The organism is Streptomyces sp. AK02-01A (assembly GCF_033795305.1).
Classification (GTDB): domain Bacteria; phylum Actinomycetota; class Actinomycetes; order Streptomycetales; family Streptomycetaceae; genus Streptomyces.
In genome coordinates this window covers 110,628-134,539 of sequence record NZ_JARBAE010000013.1, presented here as the reverse complement: position 1 = coordinate 134,539, position 23,912 = coordinate 110,628, and the positions used below count along the sequence as shown (strand labels likewise).

The 23,912-nt window shown below is 69.4% G+C and carries 18 protein-coding genes; 14 read left to right on the top strand and 4 right to left on the bottom strand.

Annotated elements, in window-relative coordinates; all coding sequences use genetic code 11:
* Positions 1-9: 9 nt before the first annotated feature.
* Complete coding sequence (locus PV679_RS15400) at positions 10-1,008, bottom strand: TAXI family TRAP transporter solute-binding subunit (RefSeq protein WP_319680789.1); 999 nt, start codon at positions 1,006-1,008, stop codon at positions 10-12.
* A gap of 98 nt (positions 1,009-1,106) precedes the next feature.
* Here PV679_RS15400 and miaB point away from each other — a divergent pair, with 98 nt between their 5' ends.
* Both miaB and PV679_RS15390 read left to right on the top strand, forming a co-directional pair.
* Positions 1,107-2,594 carry a tRNA (N6-isopentenyl adenosine(37)-C2)-methylthiotransferase MiaB gene (miaB, locus tag PV679_RS15395; protein ID WP_319680788.1) on the top strand — a complete coding sequence of 496 codons (1,488 nt, stop codon included), beginning with the start codon at positions 1,107-1,109 and terminating at the stop codon, positions 2,592-2,594.
* 64 nt (positions 2,595-2,658) lie between these two features.
* A complete protein-coding gene (locus PV679_RS15390; RefSeq protein ID WP_319680787.1) occupies positions 2,659-3,399 on the top strand; it encodes a class III extradiol dioxygenase subunit B-like domain-containing protein in 741 nt (246 codons plus the stop codon).
* 114 nt (positions 3,400-3,513) lie between these two features.
* Here PV679_RS15390 and PV679_RS15385 read toward each other — a convergent pair whose 3' ends face one another.
* Complete coding sequence (locus PV679_RS15385; protein WP_319680786.1) at positions 3,514-3,756, bottom strand: antitoxin; 243 nt, start codon at positions 3,754-3,756, stop codon at positions 3,514-3,516.
* Between the two features lie 463 nt (positions 3,757-4,219).
* Between PV679_RS15385 and miaA the strand changes: the two genes are divergently transcribed.
* The 6 genes from miaA to hflX all read left to right on the top strand — a co-directional run bounded on the left by miaA (position 4,220) and on the right by hflX (position 12,194).
* Positions 4,220-5,158 (top strand): tRNA (adenosine(37)-N6)-dimethylallyltransferase MiaA, encoded by a 939-nt coding sequence (gene miaA, locus PV679_RS15380; protein WP_319680785.1) that lies wholly within the window; start codon positions 4,220-4,222, stop codon positions 5,156-5,158.
* A gap of 125 nt (positions 5,159-5,283) precedes the next feature.
* Positions 5,284-5,721, top strand: coding sequence for a hypothetical protein (locus tag PV679_RS15375; RefSeq protein ID WP_319680819.1), 438 nt, complete (start codon positions 5,284-5,286; stop codon positions 5,719-5,721).
* Positions 5,722-5,784: 63 nt separating this feature from the next.
* Entirely contained in the window at positions 5,785-6,696 is a 912-nt protein-coding gene (dapF, locus tag PV679_RS15370) for a diaminopimelate epimerase (RefSeq protein WP_319680784.1), read from the top strand.
* A gap of 138 nt (positions 6,697-6,834) precedes the next feature.
* The gene (locus PV679_RS15365) at positions 6,835-8,910 is read left to right on the top strand and encodes a RelA/SpoT family protein (RefSeq protein ID WP_319680783.1); all 2,076 of its coding nucleotides are present in this window, start codon (positions 6,835-6,837) and stop codon (positions 8,908-8,910) included.
* Between the two features lie 133 nt (positions 8,911-9,043).
* A complete protein-coding gene (locus PV679_RS15360) occupies positions 9,044-10,579 on the top strand; it encodes a M1 family metallopeptidase (RefSeq protein ID WP_319680782.1) in 1,536 nt (511 codons plus the stop codon).
* Positions 10,580-10,703: 124 nt separating this feature from the next.
* A complete protein-coding gene (gene hflX, locus PV679_RS15355; protein WP_319680781.1) occupies positions 10,704-12,194 on the top strand; it encodes a GTPase HflX in 1,491 nt (496 codons plus the stop codon).
* Between the two features lie 195 nt (positions 12,195-12,389).
* On the opposite strand, the gene PV679_RS15350 is transcribed toward hflX, so the two are convergent.
* A complete protein-coding gene (locus tag PV679_RS15350) occupies positions 12,390-13,610 on the bottom strand; it encodes a hypothetical protein (RefSeq protein WP_319680780.1) in 1,221 nt (406 codons plus the stop codon).
* 294 nt (positions 13,611-13,904) lie between these two features.
* Here PV679_RS15350 and PV679_RS15345 point away from each other — a divergent pair, with 294 nt between their 5' ends.
* The 5 genes from PV679_RS15345 to PV679_RS15325 are packed head-to-tail and all read left to right on the top strand — an operon-like array spanning position 13,905 to position 21,885.
* On the top strand, positions 13,905-15,269 hold the full coding sequence (locus PV679_RS15345) for a diaminobutyrate--2-oxoglutarate transaminase family protein (protein WP_319680779.1): 1,365 nt from the start codon (positions 13,905-13,907) through the stop codon (positions 15,267-15,269).
* 28 nt (positions 15,270-15,297) lie between these two features.
* A complete protein-coding gene (locus PV679_RS15340; RefSeq protein WP_319680778.1) occupies positions 15,298-17,211 on the top strand; it encodes an IucA/IucC family protein in 1,914 nt (637 codons plus the stop codon).
* Positions 17,212-17,251: 40 nt separating this feature from the next.
* A complete protein-coding gene (locus PV679_RS15335; protein WP_319680777.1) occupies positions 17,252-17,986 on the top strand; it encodes a GNAT family N-acetyltransferase in 735 nt (244 codons plus the stop codon).
* Positions 17,987-18,046: 60 nt separating this feature from the next.
* Positions 18,047-19,876 (top strand): IucA/IucC family siderophore biosynthesis protein, encoded by a 1,830-nt coding sequence (locus PV679_RS15330; protein WP_319680776.1) that lies wholly within the window; start codon positions 18,047-18,049, stop codon positions 19,874-19,876.
* A 38-nt stretch (positions 19,877-19,914) separates the two neighbouring features.
* On the top strand, positions 19,915-21,885 hold the full coding sequence (locus PV679_RS15325) for an ATP-dependent DNA helicase (RefSeq protein ID WP_319680775.1): 1,971 nt from the start codon (positions 19,915-19,917) through the stop codon (positions 21,883-21,885).
* A gap of 182 nt (positions 21,886-22,067) precedes the next feature.
* Here PV679_RS15325 and lexA read toward each other — a convergent pair whose 3' ends face one another.
* Positions 22,068-22,859: a transcriptional repressor LexA gene (lexA, locus tag PV679_RS15320; protein WP_319680773.1), complete on the bottom strand. Its 792-nt coding sequence runs from the start codon at positions 22,857-22,859 to the stop codon at positions 22,068-22,070.
* A 490-nt stretch (positions 22,860-23,349) separates the two neighbouring features.
* Here lexA and nrdR point away from each other — a divergent pair, with 490 nt between their 5' ends.
* Positions 23,350-23,859 (top strand): transcriptional regulator NrdR, encoded by a 510-nt coding sequence (nrdR, locus tag PV679_RS15315; protein ID WP_319680772.1) that lies wholly within the window; start codon positions 23,350-23,352, stop codon positions 23,857-23,859.
* The last annotated feature ends 53 nt before the right edge of the window (positions 23,860-23,912 follow it).

Here is a 23,912-nt window from a genome sequence, read left to right as displayed (position 1 = left end):
CGCAGGTTTCTACGGCTTGACGGACCGGTAGTAGCGCTTCGCGCCCTCATGCAGTGGCAGCGGATCCGTGTAGATCGCGGTCCGCAGATCCACCAACTGTGCCGGGTGCACGACATTCCCGATCCGGTCCCGGCTGTCGATCACGGTACGGGTGAAGCCCTCGGTCAGCCTGGGATCCATCCGGTCGGTGGTGACCAGCAGATTGGCCACCGCGACAGTCGGCACGGCCGCGCCGTTCTGCGCCTCGCCATAGGCATCGGCGGGTATCTCCGCGGACCGGTAGTAGCGGGAGGCGGTCTCGTTCGAGGCGTGGAGCTTGGATATCAGCTCGGCCTCCAGGGGCACCAGCCGGATGTGGAAGCGCTCCGACAGCCGCTCCAGTGTGCCGGTGGGCAGCCCGCCCGACCAGAAGAAGGCTTCCAGGCCGCCCTGTTCGAGAAGGCCGGGCATGGTGTCGATTCCGGCTGGGACCGGGGTGATGTCGTTGCGCGGGTCGAGCCCCGCGGCCGTCATGATCCGGTCGGCGATCAGCCGGACCCCCGAGCCCTCCTGTCCCACACCCACTTTCCTCCCCGCCAGATCGCCGACGGAGCGGATGGCCGAGTCCCTCGCCACGACCAGTTGCACGTAGTCGTCGTACAACCGCGCGCATCCGCGCAGCCGGTCGGCGCCCGGTTTCCCGTCCTTCTGGTACTTGCCGACGGCGTCGGCGGTGGCGATGGTGAAATCGGCCTCACCGGTCGCCACCCGCGCGATGTTCTGCTGTGAGCCCTCGCTGTTCTGCAGCTCTATCGACACATCCGGCAGATCGCGGTTGAGATCGTCCTTGAGCATCGCTCCATATGTCTGATAGACCCCCTTCGCCGCACCCGTGCTGAACGTGATCGAGCCGCTCGGTGTCGACGCCCCGATCGGCAGCAGCCACCACAGCAGCAGCCCGGCCACCACCAGCAGCGCTGCGGCGGCCTGGACACGGCCTCGGCCGATTCGGGACAGAGCGGGGAACATGAGGCGATCCTTCCAGCTCTCTCCATCCGGTGGCCAGGCCCTGTCTTGAGGTAGCCACGGACAAGGTCCCTGAACGACCCCGTACCCTGGTGGGCGAGATGAGCGCGAAGACTTACGAGGTGCGCACCTACGGGTGCCAGATGAATGTTCACGACTCCGAGCGGCTGTCGGGCCTGCTGGAGGGAGCCGGATACGTCCGCGCGCCCGAGGGCTCCGACGGCGACGCCGATGTCGTCGTCTTCAACACCTGCGCGGTGCGGGAGAACGCCGACAACAAGCTGTACGGCAATCTCGGCCGGCTCGCGCCGATGAAGACCAGGCGACCGGGTATGCAGATCGCCGTCGGCGGCTGTCTGGCGCAGAAGGACCGCGAGACCATCGTGCGGCGCGCACCCTGGGTCGACGTCGTCTTCGGCACGCACAACATCGGCAAGCTGCCGGTCCTCCTGGAGCGCGCGCGTGTCCAGGAGGAGGCACAGGTCGAGATCGCCGAGTCGCTGGAGGCGTTTCCCTCCACACTGCCGACCCGCCGCGAGTCCGCCTATGCCGCGTGGGTCTCCATCTCCGTCGGCTGCAACAACACCTGCACCTTCTGTATCGTCCCCGCGCTGCGCGGCAAGGAGAAGGACCGCCGTCCCGGCGACATCCTGGCCGAGGTCGAGGCGCTGGTCGCGGAGGGAGTCTCCGAGATCACGCTGCTGGGCCAGAACGTCAACGCGTACGGTTCCGACATCGGTGACCGGGAGGCGTTCTCCAAGCTGCTGCGGGCCTGCGGCGCGGTGGAGGGTCTGGAGCGGGTCCGTTTCACCTCGCCGCATCCGCGCGACTTCACGGACGACGTGATCGCGGCGATGGCCGAGACGCCGAATGTGATGCCACAGCTCCATATGCCGATGCAGTCAGGCTCGGACACCATCCTGAAGGCGATGCGCCGCTCGTACCGGCAGGACCGTTACCTCGGCATCATCGACAAGGTGCGCGCCGCCATCCCGCACGCCGCCATCTCCACCGACATCATCGTGGGCTTCCCCGGCGAGACCGAGGAGGACTTCCAGCAGACCATGCGGGTGGTGCGCGAGGCGCGCTTCGCGCAGGCCTTCACCTTCCAGTACTCCAAGCGCCCGGGGACACCTGCCGCCGAGATGGACGGGCAGATCCCCAAGGAGGTCGTGCAGGAGCGCTATATGCGGCTGTCCGCACTCCAGGAGGAGATCTCCTGGGAGGAGAACAAGAAGCAGGTGGGCCGGACGCTGGAGGTCATGGTCGCCGAGGGCGAGGGCCGCAAGGACGGCGCGACCCACCGGCTCTCGGGACGCGCACCGGACAGTCGCCTCGTCCACTTCACCAGGCCCGACGAGGACGTGCGTCCGGGCGATGTGGTGACCGTCGAGATTTCCTACGCGGCTCCGCATCATCTGCTCGCCGAGGGACCCACCACGAAGGTGCGCCGTACGCGCGCCGGAGACGCCTGGGAGCGGCGGAACGCGGCCCCGGCGGCGAAGCCCGCGGGTGTGCTGCTGGGACTTCCCACGGTCGGAGTGCCGGCCCCGCTTCCGGAGACGACGGGCGGTTGCAGCGTCCAGTGAGGGGCTGAGCCCGGACGGCCGGGGGCCGAACCGTCCGGACCTGCGCCCGCGTTAAGGTGCGGAGATGCTGGTCGCCGCTGCCGTCTGTCCCTGCCCACCGCTGCTCGTGCCCGCCGTGGCCGGAGGAGCGGCACCCGAAATGGACGCCGCGCGTGCCGCGTGCGCCGATGCGCTCGGAGTGCTGGCCGCCGCCCGGCCCGACCGCCTGGTCGTCGTCGGGCCCGCCGGGCAGGACGGCCGGGGGCCGCATCCGCAGGGCGCCACCGGATCCTTCCGTGGCTTCGGAGTGGACGTCGACGTCGTACTGGGCGCGGCCGGCTCGGAGGAGAGCCCCGCGCCCGACGCGGGAGAACGCCCCGCGCGCGAGCTGCCGGCCTCCCTCGCGGTCGGTGCCTGGCTGCTGGAGCTCGTCCACTGGTCCGCCGCCCCGGTGACCGGACTCGGCGTGGGGGAACCTCTCGCCGCCGAGCGGTGTATTCATGCCGGACAGGAGATCGCGAGGCGCTCCGACCGGGTGGCACTGCTGGTGATGGGCGACGCCAGCGCGTGCCGCACGCTCAAGGCGCCGGGATATCTCGACGAGCGGGCGGCCGGATTCGACGAAGAGGTGGCGCGAGCGCTGAAGTCGGCCGATGTGGCGGCGCTGAAGGCGCTGGACGCGGAGCTGGCGTACGAGCTGAAGGCCGCGGGCCGGGCGCCGTGGCAGGTGCTCGCGGGTGCGGCCGAGGAAGCGGGGCTGAGTGGCGAGCTGCTGTACGAGGACGCGCCGTACGGCGTCGGCTATCTCGTCGCGGCGTGGAGCTGAGGCCTTCCAGCTCATCGCCCCGGGGCCGGCGATGAACTCCGGCGAGTCGGCACAACGCCACGGCCGCGGAGCGCTGAAAGCGGCCCCGCGGCCGTGGCCGGGATGTGACGAGGGTCAGGGCGCGGGAGGCGGCGGGGGAGTGCCGCCGTCCTTGTGGGAGAGCCTTCCCAGGGCGTCCTTGGCCTTGCCCGTTCCGGAATCGATCTTGTCGCTGTACTTGCCCTTGGTCTTCTGATCGACCGCGCGGGCGGCCTTGTCCAGCCCCTGCTCGATCTTGCCGCCATGCTGCTGCGCCAGATCAGAGACCTTGTCCCTGGCCGGAGAGATCTTGGCCTTCAATGCGTCCAGGAAGCCCATGGGCCACCTTCCCTCGTAGGAACCAACAGCCTACTTGGAGGTGCTCTCACCGGCCTCGCCTCTTGGCTGCCGCCACCCGCGCCGACCGCCGCTTCGGAGAGTCCACGCCCTTGGTGCCTCGGCCTGGCGGTCTCAGCCGGTCCGGCCCATTCGGCTCGTTTCCCTCGGCGTCCGACACCTTTGGCGACTCAAACCACGGCGACTCGAACAACGGCGACTCGAACAACACTGCCGACTTATGGCGAGCCGAGTTGTGGCGAAATCGTGAGAAAACACCTATATCAACTTCATAGCGTACTCGTAAGGTCGCAATTCCGCACCGCTCGGAGTGCTCCATCGCGCCGCGTCCGGCACCTGGCCGGGGGCCGGTGTGTGCGACGGCTCGCGACGGAGAGCGAACGTGCCCGGGTGCCATCACTTAACTCGTTCGGGTGCGGGCCCGCGAGTTTGCGAGACTGGGGCAGTGAGAAGCGCAGCTCCCGCACCGCGGGTCATCGCCGTCGTCGGACCCACCGCGGCCGGCAAGTCCGACCTGGGCGTTCATCTCGCCCGGCAACTCGACGGTGAGGTCATCAACGCCGACTCCATGCAGCTCTATCGCGGAATGGACATCGGAACGGCGAAGCTGACGACCGAAGAGCGCGCCGGTGTTCCGCACCGTCTCCTGGACATCTGGGATGTCACCGAAGCGGCCAGCGTCGCCGAGTACCAGAAGCTCGCCAGGACGGAGATCGACCGACTGCTCGCCGATGGCCGTACGCCCGTCCTCGTGGGCGGCTCGGGGCTCTATGTACGAGGGGCCATCGACGCCCTTGAATTCCCCGGTACCGATCCCGAGGTACGCGCCAGGCTCGAAGAGGAGCTCGCCCTGCGCGGGTCCGGCGCCCTGCACGCCCGGCTGTCCGCCGCGGACCCTCAGGCCGGCCGCGCCATCCTCCCCAGCAACGGCCGGCGTATCGTCCGGGCGCTTGAGGTGATCGAGATCACCGGCAAGCCCTTCACCGCCAATCTGCCGGGCCATGACGCGGTATACGACACGGTGCAGATCGGCGTCGACGTCGGCCGTCCCGAGCTGGACCTGCGCATCTCGCAGCGGGTGGACCGGATGTGGGACGCGGGACTCGTGGACGAGGTGCGCGCCCTGGAGGGCCTGGGCCTGCGCGAGGGCCGTACCGCCTCACGCGCGCTCGGATACCAGCAGGTGCTCTCCGCGCTGGCGGGAGAGTGCACCGACGACGAGGCGCGGGCCGAGACCGTACGCGCCACCAAGCGGTTCGCGCGCCGCCAGGACTCCTGGTTCCGTCGCGACGCGCGAGTGCACTGGCTGGACGGCGGAACGGACCAGCGCGGGGAACTCCCGCATCGGGCGCTGGCGTTGGTCGAACGGGCGGTTACAGCCTGATCACGTGATGGCATCGGGACGCTCAGCCCGTCATTCCGGTACCCGCGAGCGTGCCATCATCGAGCATCGGTCGACCATCGGGCATCGATCGACCAGTGGAGTCCGACTTGGGAGGGCGCGTGGCGATGGAGGCCGGCCCTCGTAACAGAGAACCCCTGGCGCCGGACGCGCGGGAAGACGCTCCGCGGCTGAGTCCTGACGGGCCGGAGGAAGAGACCGCCGCACCCGAGGTCGAGGTCGAGCTCCGCCCGCAGCGTCGACTGCGGATCTGGCAGCTCGCGCCGATCGTGATGCTCGCCGGTGTGGGCTCGCTGATGTTCGCCTTCCCGCTGGCCTTCGGCACCGGCGACGGCGGCGCGGTCGTCGCCATGCTGGGACTGCTGATCAGTTGCTGCGCCGCGGGCTGGGGCATGATGGCCGCCCGCCGGGTGGGCCACACCTGGCCGGGGCTGCCGTCCCGGTCCTCCGGCGAACGCCCCGACTGGCGGGTCATCGCGCTCTATGTGACCGTGGCCGCCGCCTTGGTCGCCCTCGCCGTCTGGCGCGTCGCCCGACTGCGCTGACCTCGGCGGACGCTCGGCGGGCCGGGTGGCGGATTTGCCGGTGGCTGCTCGTACGATGGTCAGGTGAGCACCTCGCAGACCGCGCCGATCGCCTTCCTCAAGGGCCACGGGACCGAGAACGACTTCGTGATCGTCCCGGACCCGGACAACACCATCGACCTGTCCGCCGAGACCGTGGCCGTCCTCTGTGACCGCCGGGCCGGAGTCGGCGGCGACGGTCTGCTGCACGTCGTGCGGTCCGCGGCACATCCCGAGGCGCGTGCCATGGCCGGCGAAGCCGAGTGGTTCATGGACTATCGCAACGCGGACGGATCCCACGCCGAGATGTGCGGGAACGGCGTCCGGGTCTTCGCCCGCTATCTCCGGCGCGCCGGACATGTGGAGGCGGGTGACCTGGCCGTGGCCACCCGCGGCGGGGTGAAGAAGGTGCACCTCGCCAAGAACGCGGCCGGCGGGGACGGCGAGGCCGCGGACGGTGACATCACGGTGCGCATGGGCCGTGCCGTACTTCCCGAGGACGGGGTGACGGTGGCCGTGGACGGCCGGAGCTGGGCCGCCCGTAACGTCAATATGGGCAATCCGCACGCCGTCGTATTCGTCGAGGATCTGGCGCACGCCGGGAATCTTTTCTCCGAGCCGCCCGTGACCCCCGCGTCCGTCTATCCCGAAGGCGTCAACGTCGAATTCGTCGTCGACCGGGGCCCGCGGCATGTCGCCATGCGCGTCCATGAACGCGGATCCGGTGAGACGCGCTCCTGCGGCACGGGCGCCTGCGCCGTGGCCGTCGCGGCGGCCCGCAGAGACGGCCTCGACCCGGCGGTGACCGGCGCCTCCGTCACGTACACCGTCGATCTCCCCGGCGGACGGCTGGTCATCACGGAGCATCAGGACGGTGAGATCGAGATGACCGGTCCGGCCGTGATTGTCGCGGAGGGCCGTATCGACCCGGCTTGGCTCGAAACGGCCACGGTCTGAAGCTTCGCTCGAATGGGTGATCCGTTTCACGCTGGGCCGGAGCCGGACTGCTCCACGTGGTGGGCTCGATAGCATCAAGCACCGGCCCGGAGGGCATTCCTGCTTTTCCACCGCCGGTCGAAGCTGCCGGAGGTGCCCATGAGTGCAGAGGCCACCAGCCCTGGTGCCCACAGTCGCAGACGCGGCATTCCCAGGATCGACCTCCGTCGGATCGGCCGGGCCGCGTTACTCGGTCCGGCCTCCAGAGACCGGCTGCCGGACGCCATGGGCCATGTCGCGGACGCCCACCGCGCGCACTACCCGGACGCCGACCTCGCCGTGCTGCACAAGGCGTATGTCCTCGCCGAGACGTCGCACCGCGGGCAGTTCCGCAAGAGCGGCGAGCCGTACATCACGCATCCGCTGGCGGTGACGCTGATCCTCGCCGAACTGGGTGCAGAGACCACGACACTGACCGCCTCTCTCCTCCATGACACCGTCGAGGACACCGATGTGACGCTCGAACAGGTGCGCGCGGAGTTCGGAGCGGAGGTCTGCTATCTGGTCGACGGTGTGACCAAGCTGGAGAAGGTCGACTACGGGGCCGCGGCCGAGCCGGAGACCTTCCGCAAGATGCTCGTCGCCACGGGCAATGACGTCCGGGTGATGTCGATCAAGCTCGCGGACCGCCTGCACAACATGCGCACCCTCGGTGTGATGCGCCCCGAGAAGCAGGCCCGCATCGCCAAGGTCACCCGCGATGTCCTCATCCCACTGGCCGAACGCCTCGGCGTCCAGGCCCTCAAGACCGAGCTGGAGGATCTGGTCTTCGCCATCCTCCATCCGGAGGAGTACGCACACACCAGCGCGCTGATCGCGGACAACGCCACCTCGGGGGACGCCCTCGCGGCCATCTCCGAGGATGTCAGGCGGGTGCTGCGGGAGGCGGGCATCACCGCTGAAGTGCTCGTCAGGCCGCGGCACTTCGTCTCCGTGCACCGGTCCAGACTCAAACGCGGAGAGCTGCGCGGCACGGACTTCGGCAGACTGCTGGTGCTGGTCGGCGAGGACGCGGACTGCTACGCCGTTCTCGGTGAACTGCACACCTGTTTCACGCCGGTGATCTCCGAGTTCAAGGACTTCATCGCGGCACCGAAGTTCAACCTGTACCAGTCGCTGCACACGGCGGTCGCGGGACCGGACGGCGCGGTGGCCGAAGTCCTCATCCGTACGCATCAGATGCACAAGGTCGCGGAAGCCGGAGTCGTCGCCCTCGGCAATCCCTACGCCTCGGTCGACATAGCGGAACCGCAGGACGGCGAGCGCGCCGACCCGACCAGGCCCGGCTGGCTCTCCCGCCTCCTGGAGTGGCAGCAGGCCGCGCCCGACCCGGACACCTTCTGGACGACGCTCCGGGACGATCTGGCACAGGACCGGGAGATCACCGTCTTCCGCGCCGAGGGCGGCATGCTCGGGCTGCCGGCCGGGGCGACCTGCGTGGACGCCGCGTACGCCCAGTACGGCGAAGGAGCCCATAGCTGCCTCGGGGCGCGGGTCAACGGCCGGCTGGCGCCGCTGAGCACGGTCCTGCGCGACGGCGACACGGTCCAGCTACTGCTGGCCCAGGACGCGGCATCCGGGCCCTCGCCCGAATGGCTTTCCCATGCCCGCACGGCCGCCGCCAGGATCGCGATCGCCGGATGGCTCGCGGCGCACCCGGAGGGCGGCCGGCTTCCCGCCGTCGCGCCCCGCGCGCCGCACCCGGTCACGGCGGACCGGCGCGGCGTCGCCAACGCCGTGGTGGATGTGCCCGGGGCGACCGTACGGCTCGCCGGCTGCTGCAGGCCCGTACCGCCGGACGCCGTCACCGGTTTCTCGGTCCGGGGCGGTGCCGTCACGGTGCACCGCGAGGAATGTCCCGCGGTGGCTCGTATGCGAGCTCTCGACCGGGCTCCGGTCACGGTGCGCTGGGGAGAGACACCGGGCTGCCGGGTGACGCTGTACGCCGAGTCATTCGGACGCCGCCGGCTGCTCGCCGATCTCACGGAGGCCATCGCCACCGCGGGCGCGGCGATCGTCTCGGCCGTCGTGGAGCCGCCCAGCCAACAGCGTGTGCGGCACACGTACACGCTGCAGCTCCCCGACGCGGAGGGCCTGCCCGGACTCATCCGCGCCATGCGCGACGTGCCGGGTGTGTACGACGTGAGCCGCGCGCAGCATCCGGCTACCGCCTGAGGCCCGCGCGCCGTTCGTCAACCTGGTGCGGTCCCGGCGTCCGGCGGCTGTCGGATGCCCGGACCTGCGCCTTTCGAGTGGGAACGGAGCGCGCCGCCGCACTGGGCGGGGCAGACGCTGGTAGCGGTGGCTCATGCTGCTCACGTCCCGCCGACTGCGCGCCGCACTGCTGGCCGCCGCCTCGGCCACCCTTGTCGCCGCGACTCTGCCCGCGCCCGTGCCACTCGGCATCGGCGATCCGCTCTTTCCGCAGCTGGGCAATCCCGGCTACGACGTCCTCACGTATGACCTCGATTTCACCTATCACGGTGCCAACAGCAAACCGCTGGACGCCATCACCAAGATCAACGCTCTGACGACCGAGCGGCTGGAGCGGATCAACCTCGACTTCACGCACGGTGTGGTCCGGTCGGTCGAGGTCAACGGCGCACCGGCACGGTTCGCGACGGCCGGTGAGGACCTGGTGGTCACTCCGGCCGCGGCGGTCGACGCGGGAACGCGGATGCGGATCACCGTCACGCACACCAGCGACCCGACCGGACGGGGCGGCGGCTGGCTGCGGACCGCCGACGGGCTGGCGATGGCCAATCAGGCCGACGCGGCGCACCGTGTCTTCCCCGGCAACGACCATCCGGCCGACAAGGCGTACTTCACCTTTCGCGTCACCGCGCCCGACGCCCTGACCGTGGTCGCCAACGGCCTGCCGGAGGCGAGAACCAGCAACGGTGGAACGACCACCTGGACCTATCGCGGCCGTCATCCCATGGCCACCGAACTGGCACAGGTCTCCATCGGCCATTCGGCCGTGGTCCACCGTGCGGGGCCGGACGGCCTGCCCGTCCGCGACGTGGTGCCGGCCGCGGACCGCGAGAAGCTGGAGCGCTGGCTCAAGAAGACACCCGCGCAGCTACGGTGGATGAAGCAGCAGGTGGGCCCGTATCCCTTCGAGACATATGGCGTGCTGATCGCCGGCGCCGACACGGGCTTCGAACTGGAGACACAGACGCTCTCACTCTTCGAGCGCTCGCTGTTCACCCGTCCCGAGTATCCCGAGTGGTACGTCGACTCGGTCATGGTCCACGAGCTGGCCCACCAGTGGTTCGGCAACAGCGTCTCGCCACGTAACTGGTCCGATCTCTGGCTCAACGAAGGACATGCCACCTGGTACGAGGCGCAGTACGCGCAGGAGCACGCCAAGAAGCCGATGGAGACGCGGATGCGGGAGGCATATCGCCGGTCCGACGGCTGGCGGGCCGCCGGCGGTCCTCCGGCGGCTCCCGAGCCGCCGACGCCCGGGCACCAGATCAGCCTCTTCCGGCCCGTGGTGTACGACGGCAGCGCTCTGGTGCTGTACGCGCTGCGGGAGGAGATGGGAGAGGCGGCCTTCCAGCGGCTGGAACGGGACTGGGTGCGGGATCACCGTGACGGGACGGCGACCACCGCGGAGTTCACCTCACTGGCGTCGGACATCACCGGCCGTGACTTGTCCGCTTTCTTCACGGCATGGCTGTACGGTCGGAAAACGCCGCCGATGCCAGGCCACGCGGACTGGCGGAGCGACCCGGTGCCCGCGAAGCAGGGCCCGGCACAGAAGGCCCCGCACCACCCCGCAGCCCGGGAGCCGCAGCCTCGGCCGGAGGCCGTGACACGCCCCGGGAACGGAGGATGAAACCCGAGTGACGGCCGGTCCGAACCATGTCACCATCGACAAGTCGGCAACGCGGCCGGGAATCAATTCCGGCCGTCACGCGTTGTGACTGCTGTATCGGAAATCTCTTCGACGTAAGGATCCAATGACCTCCTCTTCCTCCCCTTCCCAGGACGCGCAGCACTTCGCGGAACCCCGCACGGAAAGCCTTCGGGCCGATGCCCTGATGGAAGAGGACGTCGCCTGGAGCCACGAGATCGACGGAGAGCGGGACGGCGACCAGTTCGACCGCTCCGAGCGAGCCGCGCTGCGGCGTGTGGTGGGACTGTCCACCGAGCTCGAAGACGTCACCGAGGTCGAGTACCGGCAGTTGCGCCTTGAGCGCGTGGTGCTGGTCGGCGTATGGACCTCGGGTACCGTGCAGGACGCGGAGAACTCCCTCGCGGAGCTGGCGGCGCTCGCCGAGACGGCGGGCGCGCTGGTGCTCGACGGTGTGATCCAGCGCCGTGACAAGCCCGATCCGGCCACCTATATCGGCTCCGGCAAGGCACAGGAGCTGCGGGACATCGTGCTGGAGAGCGGCGCCGACACCGTCGTCTGCGACGGTGAGCTGAGCCCCGGCCAGTTGATCCACCTCGAAGACGTCGTCAAGGTCAAGGTGGTCGACCGTACGGCCCTGATCCTGGACATCTTTGCCCAGCACGCCAAGTCCCGGGAGGGCAAGGCCCAGGTCGCGCTGGCCCAGATGCAGTACATGCTGCCGAGGCTGCGCGGCTGGGGTCAGTCGCTGTCCCGGCAGATGGGTGGCGGCGGCGGTGGCGGCATGGCCACCCGTGGTCCCGGTGAGACAAAGATCGAGACGGACCGTCGGCGGATCCGCGAGAAGATGGCGAAGATGCGCCGGGAGATCGCGGAGATGAAGACCGGCCGCGAGATCAAGCGGCAGGAGCGGCGGCGACACAAGGTGCCGTCCGTCGCGATCGCCGGATACACCAACGCCGGCAAGTCGTCTCTGCTCAACAGGCTCACCGGCGCGGGCGTGCTGGTGGAGAACGCGCTGTTCGCGACGCTCGATCCCACCGTCCGCCGGGCCGAGACACCGGGCGGCCGTCTCTACACGCTGGCGGACACGGTCGGCTTCGTCCGCCATCTGCCGCACCATCTCGTCGAGGCGTTCCGCTCGACGATGGAAGAGGTCGGTGACTCCGATCTGATCCTGCATGTGGTGGACGGCTCGCATCCCGCGCCGGAGGAGCAGCTGGCCGCTGTACGCGAGGTGATTCGCGACGTCGGCGCGGTGAACGTACGCGAGATCGTTGTGATCAACAAGGCGGACGCGGCGGACCCGCTGGTCCTGCAGCGGCTGCTGCGCGCGGAGCGGTACGCGATCGCCGTCTCCGCGCGTACGGGCAAGGGCATCGGCGAGCTGCTCGCGCTCATCGACGAGGAGCTGCCCCGGCCCGAGGTGGAGGTCGAGGTGCTTCTGCCCTACACGCAGGGCGGGCTGGTCTCGCGGGTGCATGCCGAGGGTGAGGTGCTGTCCGAGGAACACACTCCGGAGGGCACGGTGCTCAAGGCGCGTGTCCATGAGGAGCTGGCCGCGGCGCTCGCTCCGTATGTGCCGGTGGCCCGCTGACCGGCGCGTTCGCAGACCGTACGTATGACGCGACGGCCCGCCTCTCCATGTGAGGGGCGGGCCGTCGCGCTGTGCCGCTTGTGCCGGACCGGGCCGTTGCCGGGAGGCCGGCGGTGGACATACGGATCTCGTGTCGGAAGCCTCCGGCGATGCGCCGGAGGCCCCACGGCATCCGCACGTGGCGGCCCCGGTGGACTACCGGCCCGCGAACCTCTTGCTGACGCCGTCGTAGACGCTCTTGGCCACCTCGCCGAGACGGGGTCCGGCCAGCCAGCCGGCCGTGACCGGGCCGATGGAGGTATTGGACACCAGAACGGGCCTGCCGTCCCGGCCGTTCGCGACCCAGCCGCCGCCGGACGCACCGCCGGTCATGGTGCAGCCGACGCGGTACATCGTCGGGTCTTCGGCATTCAGCGACAGCCGGCCCGGCGTGTCCTGGCACTGGAAGAGCTTCTGACCGTCGAAGGGCGGCGCCGCCGGATAACCCGTCGCGGTCATGCTGTCGATCTTGGGGGCGGCCGGAGCGTTGAAGTCCACCGGCAGAGCCGAACCGACCATCTCCTCCAGCGACTTGCCGCCGCTGCCCTTCTCCGGCGTGACATGGATCACCGCGAAGTCGTACGGAGCGCCCTGGCCGCCGGTCGAGGCGCCCTGGGAGATCCACTGCTCGGAGGTCTGCGCCCAGTCGGCCCACCACACCCCGTGCGGAGCGACCTGGTCCTTGGCCGCGCCTTCCAACTCGGCCATCGACAGGCCGTTGTTGTTGTACGAGGGGACGAAGGCGAGGTTCCGGAACCAGCCACCGCTCTTGCCCGCGTGCACACAGTGGCCCGCGGTCCAGACCATGTTGGACTTGCCGGGGTGGGCCGGGTCCTCGACCACGGTCGCCGAGCAGACCATCGACCCTTCGGGGCCGTCGAAGAACAGCTTCCCCGCCTCGGCCGCGTTGTCGCCGTACGGCGTTGTCACCGCCTGCGCGTCAACCGGTGACGGGGTCGGGTCGGTCACTCCCTCATCACCCGAGATGTCCTGGTCCGCCACCGGCTTGTCGGGTTCCTCCGCGCCCCGCATCCGGTCCTGGTCCCAGAGGCCCTCGATGATCGGATTGACGAAGTCCCTCGCCTCACGCAGCCATTTGTCCCGGTCCCAGTTCTTCCACTCGCCGCCGCGCCACTTGTCCAGATCGATCCCGCGATCCTTGAGCCGGTCCTTGAGATCGTCGGGAATCGTGATCTTGCCGTCGTACGAACCGCCCGGCGTCGCGCTTGAGTTGGCCGACACGTCCTCGCCCGTCCCGCAGGCGGTCGCGGTCAGGGCGAGGGCCGCCGCGATCGAGGCCGCGGCAAGGGCGGGGGATATTCCGCGCCGGGTGCTCCTCCCACGGCGTGCGGCGAGCGTGGGACGAATGGGTCGCATGGCGTGATCCCCCTGGGGACATCGGAACTGGTGGGAACGGAGAGCTGGTTCGACGCGTCCCGGCCACGGTGCCCGGAGCGGGACGCGGCCTCCACTATGCCGTTGCCGATGGGGACGGCGCACGGCAGGGCCGCGGTTCCGGCGCTCAACGATCTTCCGAGTACCCGTGATTCGCGGCGCTCCGCGTCGTTTGTACCTACGGGGGACAAGGCTGCCGCTCACCGTCGAACATTCGACGGCTGAGCGCCGTACTGACATGCAGTTGACCCTGTGACAGCGGGAGGACCTACAGACGTGGCCCTGACCGAACCAGCCCCGGGCGCGCCGACCGTCGCGCATGAAGGCATTCTCCGGCGCCAGGCCCTGCGCGAATCGGCGGCCCGTACGTACGCGAGGTCACTGCCCATCGTGCCCGTGCGCGCGCGTGGCCTGACCATCGAAGGAGCGGACGGGCGACGGTATCTGGACTGTCTCTCCGGCGCGGGGACGCTTGCGCTCGGACACAATCATCCCGTGGTCCTTGAAGCCATCAGAAAGGTCCTCGACTCGGGTGCACCGCTCCATGTCCTCGACCTGGCCACACCTGTCAAGGACGCCTTCACCACCGAGCTGTTCGCCACCCTGCCACGGCAGTTCGCCGAAAACGCCCGAGTGCAGTTCTGTGGCCCCGCGGGCACCGACGCGGTTGAAGCGGCCCTCAAGCTCGTCCGCACCGCCACCGGCCGCAGCGGACTCCTCTCCTTCACCGGCGCCTACCACGGGATGACGGCCGGAGCCCTCGCCGTCTCCGGCGGTGCCGAGGACGTCCGGGTGACCCGGCTGCCGTATCCGTACGACTACCGGTGCCCCTTCGGTATCGGCGGGGAGCGTGGCGCGGAACTCTCCGCCCGCTGGACCGAGAACCTGCTCGACGACCCCAAGGGTGGTCTGCCCGCCCCTGCCGGAATGATCCTCGAACCGGTACAGGGCGAGGGCGGTGTGATCCCCGCCCCCGACAGCTGGCTGCGCAGGATGCGTGAGATCACCGCCGACCGGTCGATCCCGCTCATCGCCGACGAGGTGCAGACAGGAGTTGGACGGACCGGTACCTTCTGGGCCGTGGAGCACAGTGGGATCACCCCTGACGTCATGGTTCTCTCCAAGGCGATCGGCGGCTCCCTTCCGCTTGCCGTGATCGTCTACCACTCGGACCTCGACTGCTGGGGTCCTGGAGCGCACGCGGGCACCTTCCGCGGCAATCAGCTCGCGATGGCGGCGGGCGCGGCCACTCTCGCGTACGTCAGGGAGAACCAGCTCGCCGACCGCGCCGCGATCCTCGGCGCGCGCATGCTGGGACAGCTCCAGGGCCTCGCGGCGAATCACGCCTGCATCGGAGACGTACGCGGCCGTGGCCTCATGATCGGCGTGGAACTCGTCGCCCCGGAAGCCGGCGACCCCGCGCCGCCCGATCCCGCTCTCGCCATGGCCGTGCAGCAGCAATGCCTCAGCCGCGGTCTCATCGTCGAACTCGGCGGGCGCCAGTCCGCCGTTGTGCGTCTCCTCCCTCCTCTCACCCTCACCGATGAACAGGCCATGGCGGTCCTCGACCGCTTCGCCGACGCCTTGGCCGCCGCCGAGGCCGCCAGGCTCAGCCGGAAAGAAACCGGCCCCTCGATCTGACCCCGGACACCCCGCGAGGAATCCTTCCGTGAACCCCACACCCGCACCAGATGAGCCCAAGGCCGACGGTCTTTCCTCCACCCCTGTCCGAGGACGCGACCAGGGCCAGGACCCGGCGCACGTCCCTCGCTCCGTCGCGCGGGTGACAGTGCCGCGGCAGCCCGCGAGCAGCCTCGACGAACAGGTCGCGACCGCCATGGACCCACCCGCCGGCCTCCCGGCGGAGGACCACCTCGACCATCCGGATCCGAGCAGGGCGGCCGACGCCGCAACCGTGGAGAACCTGCTGCGCTGCTGGGTCAGGGAGAACAACCTGCCCCGGCCCGGCGGCAGCGTACTGCGCATTCCGCTCGACGCCAGCGGCAACGCACTCCTTGTCCCCGTCCGGTACTGGTCGGCCACGGGCTGGCACCGCTTCGGCATGCCGCTCCTGGAGAGCGCCCCTCAGGACGCTCCCGCGGCCGACGCCGTCACCGTCGCCGCGCTCCTCGGCCGCGAGTCGGGCCGCCACCAGGGCGCCGATCTCGTCGGCAGAGTCGCCAACTCGGTCGCCCACACGGCCGACTTCATCACCGACCGCCGGCGCCACCCCGACGCGGCCCAGGGTGCGGACCTCTTCCTCACCGCCGAGCAGTCGCTCCTTCTCGGGCACCCGCTCCATCCCACACCCAAGAGCCGGGAAGGACTCTCCGAGGCGGAAGCCCGCCTGTACTCACCCGAGTTGCGCGGCTCCTTCCCGCTGCACTGGATGGCCGTCGACCGGTCCGTACTCGCCACCGACTCGGCCTGGACCGAGCAGGGCCGTGTCGTGCCCGCCGATCACCTCACGACGCGTCTCCTCGGAGACCTCCCTCTTCCCGAACACACGGTCCCGCTGCCCCTTCATCCCTGGCAGGCCCGTGAGTTGAGGCACCGCCCCGCTGTCACCGAACTGCTCGACGCCGGCCTCCTGCACGACCTCGGGCCCCACGGAGCCCCCTGGCAACCCACCTCCTCGGTCCGTACGGTGCACTGCTCCGGCGCCCCCGCCATGCTCAAACTCTCCCTCGGCGTGCGCATCACCAACTCCCGTCGCGAGAACCTCCGCAAGGAGCTCCACAGGGGCGTCGAGGTCCACCGGCTGCTGCGCAGCGGCCTCGCCAAGGAATGGCAGGCCGCACACCCGGCCTTCGACATCGTCCGCGACCCCGCCTGGCTCGCCGTGGACACCCCGGACGGCGAAGCGGTGAGCGGACTCGACGTCATGCTGCGCCACAACCCGTTCGCTCCCGGCGACGACGCCGTCTGCATCGCCGCACTGACCGCTCCGCGTCCCTATCCCGGCCGCGCCGGCGTGTATTCGCGCCTGGCCGAGATCATTTCCCGGCTCGCGGCCCACACCGGCCGTCCCACCGGCGCCGTGGCCGCCGAGTGGTTTCTGCGCTATCTCGACCATGTCGTACGCCCAGTACTCTGGCTGGACGGCACGGCAGGTATCGCCCTTGAGGCCCACCAGCAGAACACCCTGGTGGTTCTCGACGCTCATGGCTGGCCGGTCGGTGGCCGCTACCGCGACAACCAGGGCTACTACTTCCGTGAATCCCACCGTCCTTCCCTGCAACGCCGCCTCCCCGGTATCGGCTCGGCCAGCGACACCTTCGTCTCCGACGAGGTGACCGACGAACGCTTCGCCTACTACCTCGGCATCAACAACGTCTTCGGCCTGATCGGGGCGTTCGGCGCCCAGGACCTCGCTGACGAACGCGTCCTCATCGCCGCCTTCCGTCAGTTCCTCTCCAACGCGTCCGAACTCGGCTCCCCACTGCCCGGACAGCTTCTGGAGGCCCCCACCCTGCGCTGCAAGGCCAACCTGCTCACCCGGCTGCACGGCCTCGATGAACTCGTCGGCCCCGTCGACACCCAGTCCGTCTACGTCACCATCACCAATCCCCTTCGCCATTGAACGAACACGATCGCCAGAACTGCTGAGAGGAGAGCGCCGCATGCCTCCCGCCGAAGCGAGCACCGGCACCGGAACGAGCCACCCCCCGCATAGCGCAGGGGGCACCGAGGACACCCTGGATCTGCGGCTGCCCGAGGAGCTCAGCGCGCTGTTCGGAGAGGGCGTCGCGGCTCTCCCGCCAATGCCCCGCGACGCCCCCGACGGTGATCTGCTCGACGCCCTCGCCGGCTGGGGGCCGGTCACCACCTCCGTCGGTGTCTTCCAGCTCGTTCCCGTACGCATCGAGCGTGATCTGCCGCTGATCAGCCGCTGGATGAACGATCCGGCGGTCGCCGCCTTCTGGGAACTGGCGGGCCCGGAAGCCGTCACCGCCGCGCATCTGCGTCCCCAGCTCGACGGCGACGGACGCAGCGTCCCCTGCCTCGGTGTACTGGGCGGGACTCCCATGAGCTACTGGGAGATCTACCGCGCCGACCTCGATCCCCTCGCCCGTCACTACCCCTCCCGCCCTCATGACACCGGGATCCACCTCCTCGTCGGCGGTGTCGCCGACCGAGGCCGCGGAGTCGGGACCACCCTGCTGAGAGCCGTGTCCGACCTCGTCCTCGACCACCGTCCCCGCTGCGGACGCGTCATCGCCGAACCCGACCTGCGCAACACCCCCTCCGTGTCCGCCTTTCTCAGCGCCGGCTTCCGCCTCTCCGCGGAAGTCGACCTGCCCGACAAGCGAGCCGCCCTCCTGGTCCGCGAACGCGCCCTTCGCGACCTGCTGTGAACGATCCGCTGCCTTACATACACCGCTCGATCCACATCGGTTCCATCCCGAGGAGTCCTCGTGCCGAAATCCGCCGCCGCCCATGACTCCACCGGCTCCGCCGAGCCGACAGCGCTGTTCTGCCCGCCCGAGCTGAACCCGCGAGCCTGGGACCGCGCGGCCGGTCGCCTCCTCGCCAAACTGCTCGGAGAATTCGCGTACGAGGAGGTCATCGAGCCCGTACGGAGAGCTGCCGACGGGCTCTACGCCCTCACGCTCGACGACGGCGAATCGCTCACCTTCCGGGCCTCGCGCGGCGCCTACGGCAGTTGGCGCGTCGATCCCGACTCCATGGAGAGCCGGAGCGAACCCTTCACGGACCCCTTGCGTTTCCTGCTGATGTCCCGCCGTCTGCTGGCGCTCGACGGCGAGACCCTTGGCCATCTGCTCCGTGAACTCACCATCACCCTTGCCGCCGACGCCCGGCTCGACCACACCGCGCTCACCGCCGCCCACCTGGCCGATCTCGACTACGCCACACTCGAAGGACACCAGACCGGACATCCCTGGATCGTCCTGAACAAGGGCCGGATCGGGTTCTCCGCCGCCGACGCCGCCCGCTGGTCACCCGAGGCCCGCACGCCGGCCAGGCTTCCCTGGATCGCGGTCAGCACCTCCCTCGCCACCTACCGGGGCGTCGCCACCCTGGAAGCCCCCGACTCGCTCTACGCCCTGGAGCTCGACGCCCCGGTACGTGAGCGCTTCGACACCGTGCTCCGTGACCGGGGCCTCGATCCCGCCACCTACCTCTACCTCCCCGTGCACCCCTGGCAGTGGGACGAGGTGCTGCTGCGGCTCTACGCACCGGCCATAGCCAAGGGAGCGATCATTCCGCTCCCCACCGACGGTGACCTCCGGCTGCCACAGCAGTCCATCCGCACCTTCCTCAACATCGAGAGACCCGAGCGGCACACGGTCAAACTCCCGCTGTCCATCCTCAACACACTGGTCTGGCGCGGACTCCCCACCGAGCGCACGCTCGCCGCTCCCGCCGTCACCGCGTGGGTCCAGGGACTGCGCGACGCGGACCCGTTTCTCCGGGACGAGTGCGGGGTGATCCTGCTCGGCGAAGTCGCCTCCGTGACGGTCGAGCACCCTCTCTACGACCACCTCCCAGAGGTCCCGTACCAGTACAAGGAGCTGCTCGGCGCGATCTGGCGCGAGCCGCTCCAGACCCGGCTGGGCCCGGACGAGCGCGCCCGTACGCTCGCCTCCCTGCTTCACACCGATCCGCAGGGACGTTCCTTCACCGCGGAACTCGTCGCCCGTTCGGGCCTCGCACCCACGGTGTGGCTCCAGCGCCTCTTCTCGGCCCTGCTGCCTTCCCTGCTGCATTTTCTCTACCGCTACGGGACCGTTTTCTCGCCGCACGGCGAGAACGCCATCGTTGTCTTCGACGGCCAGGACGTGCCGGTCCGCCTGGCGATCAAGGATTTCGTCGACGACGTGAATGTCAGCGCCCGCCCGCTTCCCGAGCACGACACGATGCCCAGAGCCGTGAAGGACATCCTTCTCACCGAGGAGCCGGCCTTCCTCACCCAGTTCATCCATTCGGGGCTCTTCGTCGGTGTCTTCCGCTTTCTCGCGCCGCTGTGCCAGGACCAGCTGGATGTGCCGGAGGAGGAGTTCTGGGCCCTCGTCCAGGCGGAGATTCTGCGGTATCAGGCCCGCTTTCCTGACTCCAAGGAGCGCTTCGAGACATTCGACCTGCTCACACCGCGTATCGAGCGTCTCTGTCTCAATCGCAACCGCCTCCATCTCGACGGATACCGAGACCGCTCCGAGCGGCCGCACGCCGCTGTGCACGGTACGGTTCCCAACCCGCTGGCCGTGGTGCGGACGGGAGAGTGATCGCCGTTGTCAGTGTCGCCCCGTAGGGTGGTCGGGCTATGACGAAGCCATCACTTCCCGAGCTCCTCCATGCCGCTGTCGCCTCTGTCGGCGGTGTGGAACGGCCAGGCCAGGTCACCATGGCCGAGGCCGTGGCCGAAGCCATCGACGCCCCGTCCCATCTGCTCGTCCAGGCCGGCACCGGCACCGGCAAGTCGCTGGGCTATCTGGTCCCGGCTCTGGCGCACGGAGAGCGGGTCGTGGTGGCCACAGCGACGCTGGCGCTGCAGCGCCAGCTCGTGGAGCGCGACCTTCCGCGGACGGTCGACGCGCTGCATCCCCTGCTGCGCAGACGTCCCGAGTTCGCCATGCTCAAGGGCCGGTCCAACTACCTCTGTCTGCACCGTCTCCACGAGGGAGTGCCGCAGGACGAGGAGGATGGTCTCTTCGACCAGTTCGAGGCGGCCGCACCCACCAGCAAGCTGGGCCAGGACCTGCTGAGGATGAGGGACTGGGCCGATGACACCGAGACCGGCGACCGCGACGACCTGACGCCCGGCGTGTCCGACCGCGCCTGGTCCCAGGTCTCCGTCTCGTCCCGGGAATGTCTGGGAGCGACCAAGTGTGCCTACGGCGCCGAGTGCTTCGCGGAGCTGGCCCGTGAGCGCGCCAAGCTCGCGGAGGTCGTCGTCACCAACCACGCGCTCCTCGCGATCGACGCGATCGAAGGCGCGCCGGTACTTCCACAGCACGAGGTGCTCATCGTCGACGAGGCGCACGAGCTGGTCTCACGGGTTACCGGCGTGGCCACCGGAGAGCTGACTCCGGGCCAGGTCAACCGTGCCGTCAGGCGTTCGGCGAAGCTGGTGAACGAGAAGGCGGCGGACGCGCTGCAGACGGCCGCCGAGACGTTTGAGCGGCTGATGGAGCTGGCTCTTCCCGGGCGGCTGGAAGAGATTCCCGAGGATCTCGGCTATGCGCTGATGGCGCTGCGCGACGCCGCCCGTACGGTCATCTCGGCGCTGGGCTCTACCCGTGACAAGTCCGTGCAGGACGAGGACGTGGTGCGCAAGCAGGCGCTGGCCTCTGTCGAAGCCGTCCACGGAGTGGCCGAGCGGATCGCCAACGGCTCCGAGTACGACGTCGTCTGGTACGAACGGCACGACCGGTTCGGTGCGTCTCTCCGGGTCGCCCCGCTCTCCGTGTCGGGGCTGCTGCGGGAGAAGCTCTTCGCTGACCGGTCCGTCGTCCTCACCTCCGCCACACTCAAACTCGGCGGCGACTTCAACGGTGTGGGAGCCTCGCTCGGTCTGGCGCCGGAAGGGACGGAGGGTGATGACATTCCGCAGTGGAAGGGCATCGATGTCGGCTCGCCCTTCGAGTACCGCAAGCAGGGCATCCTCTATGTCGCCCGCCACCTGGCCACGCCCGGCCGGGAGGGTTCGCGCGGCGACATGATGGATGAGCTGGCGGAACTGGTGGAGGCGGCGGGTGGGCGCACGCTCGGGCTCTTCTCCTCGATGCGGGCCGCCCAGGCCGCCGCCGAAGAACTGCGCGGCAGGCTGGACGCGCCGATCCTGTTGCAGGGCGAGGAGACGCTCGGCGAGTTGATCAAGGCATTCGCCGCCGACCCGAAGACCTGTCTGTTCGGCACACTCTCGCTGTGGCAGGGCGTCGATGTGCCCGGTCCGAGCTCGCAGCTCGTGGTGATGGACCGGATTCCGTTTCCGCGTCCGGACGACCCGCTGATGAGCGCGCGTCAGAAGGCGGTCGAGGAAGCCGGCGGCAACGGGTTCATGGCCGTGGCCGCGACGCACGCCGCACTGCTGATGGCCCAGGGCGCCGGACGGCTTGTGCGGGCGAGCGGCGACCGTGGTGTTGTGGCGGTCCTGGACCCGAGACTGGCCAACGCGCGGTACGGCAGTTTTCTGCGTGCCTCGCTGCCCGACTTCTGGTACACGACGGACCGTAACCAGGTACGACGGTCTCTGGCGTCGATCGATGAGGTGGCCAAGGCGGACGGACGCTAGGGGCTGTCCCGTGATCCCTGGTGGATCGGCGCGCGGCGTCAGATGCGATGCGTCGCAAGGCGGAGGAGCGCTCGCATACGGGATGTATTCGGGCGTTCCGGCAATGTGCGGAGCCGACGGCAAAAGGGAGCCCCGGGACCGGCGCAGTAGGTCCCGGGGCCCGGTCGGAGCCGGCGGAGTCGTCACACCCGGCGCAGGACCGCCACCACCTTGCCGAGGATCGTCGCCTCGTCGCCGGGGATCGGTTGGTATGCCGCGTTGTGCGGCAGCAGCCAGACATGGCCGTCCTCGCGCCGGAAGCGCTTGACCGTCGCCTCGCCGTCCAGCATCGCGGCGACGATGTCGCCGTTCTCCGCGACCGGCTGGCGGCGGACCGTCACCCAGTCACCGTCGCAGATCGCCGCCTCGATCATCGAGTCACCGACGACCTTGAGGACGAACAGCTCTCCGTCACCCACCAACTGGCGGGGGAGAGGAAAGACGTCCTCGACGGACTCTTCCGCGAGGATCGGTCCTCCGGCCGCGATCCTGCCGACCAGCGGAACGTAGGAGGCGGCGGGCTTGCCGGTCGTATCCGTCTGCTGGGTGCTCGGCTGGTCCGAACCCCGCACTTCGTACGCCCTCGGCCGGTGCGGATCCCGGCGCAGGAAGCCCTTGCGCTCCAGGGCCATGAGCTGATGGGCGACCGAGGAGGTGCTGGAGAGGCCCACGGCCTGACCGATCTCCCGCATGGAGGGCGGATATCCACGCCGCTGCACGGAATCGCGGATGACCTCGATCACCCTCCGCTGCCGGTCCGTGAGACCGGAGCTGTCGGCCCTGATTCCTGGAGGTCGGCCGGGCAGCGAACGGCCGGGCTTGGGCCCCTCCGGGTTCGTGGCTGAGTCATTCAGATTCATTGCATGCACCGGCTCGAGTCGGCTCTGGGAGCGGTCCTGCGCAGTGATGGTGGCACTGTCTGCGGTGGTGGTCACGTCGGCCCCTCTCGAAATGTTCTCCCTAGCTGGACAACGGTAGTAGCTTTCGAAAGGTTGCGCCAAACACACGTTCGAGTGAAAAATCGCGGAGCATCTGACGTGAGCGTCTCAGTAGGTGTATGGCCGGGCCCTATGGGCGTCGTGGCCGACCGTCTTCACGGTACCGTTCGCCGCTGAGCCGAAGCGATCCGGGGCGGTTCCCAGTCTTCCACCGGAGGGTCCGGAATCCGGTCCGCCGCGCCTCTCCCGTACTCTCCGGGCCGGCCCGCGAAGCCACCGGGTACCCACCCGGACGTGCGACACGCGCTCGGGCTTAGGATGCGGCCAAACCCCAGATCTAGTGGTTGGATTGTCGCGGCCACCCAGAAGTTGTGGTCCCCCGATTTTTCGGAGCGAGACCATCGCCTATGCTGGGACTCGCTTCGAGGGGCCCTTTCCGGGCCCTGACGGGGCTATTCAGTCGCGCTGTGAAGGAGGGTTGGGAGCCATGTACTGTCCCTTCTGCAGGCACCCCGACAGCCGTGTCGTCGACAGCCGCACCACCGACGACGGGACGTCCATCCGGCGCCGTCGCCAGTGTCCGGACTGCTCCCGCCGCTTCACGACGGTGGAGACCGCCTCGCTGATGGTGATCAAGCGCAGCGGGGTGACCGAGCCCTTCAGCCGTACCAAGGTCATCTCCGGCGTGCGCAAGGCGTGCCAGGGACGGCCGGTCACCGAGGACGCTCTCGCCAAGCTCGGCCAGCGGGTCGAGGAAGCGGTGCGCGCCACCGGGAGTGCCGAGCTCACCACTCACGACGTGGGACTCGCCATACTGGGCCCGCTCCAGGAACTCGACCTTGTCGCGTACCTGCGCTTCGCGTCCGTGTACCGGGCGTTCGACTCACTTGAGGACTTCGAGACGGCCATCGCGGAACTGCGCGAGCGGCCACCCTCGGAGGAATGCGGCGTCGGCCAGGGCAATGAGGCCCCCGTGCCCGTCACCGCCGCGGACTGACCGGCCGGCTTTCGCTGGGCCGCTCCGCGGCGACAAAGACCTGTCGCGGTGCT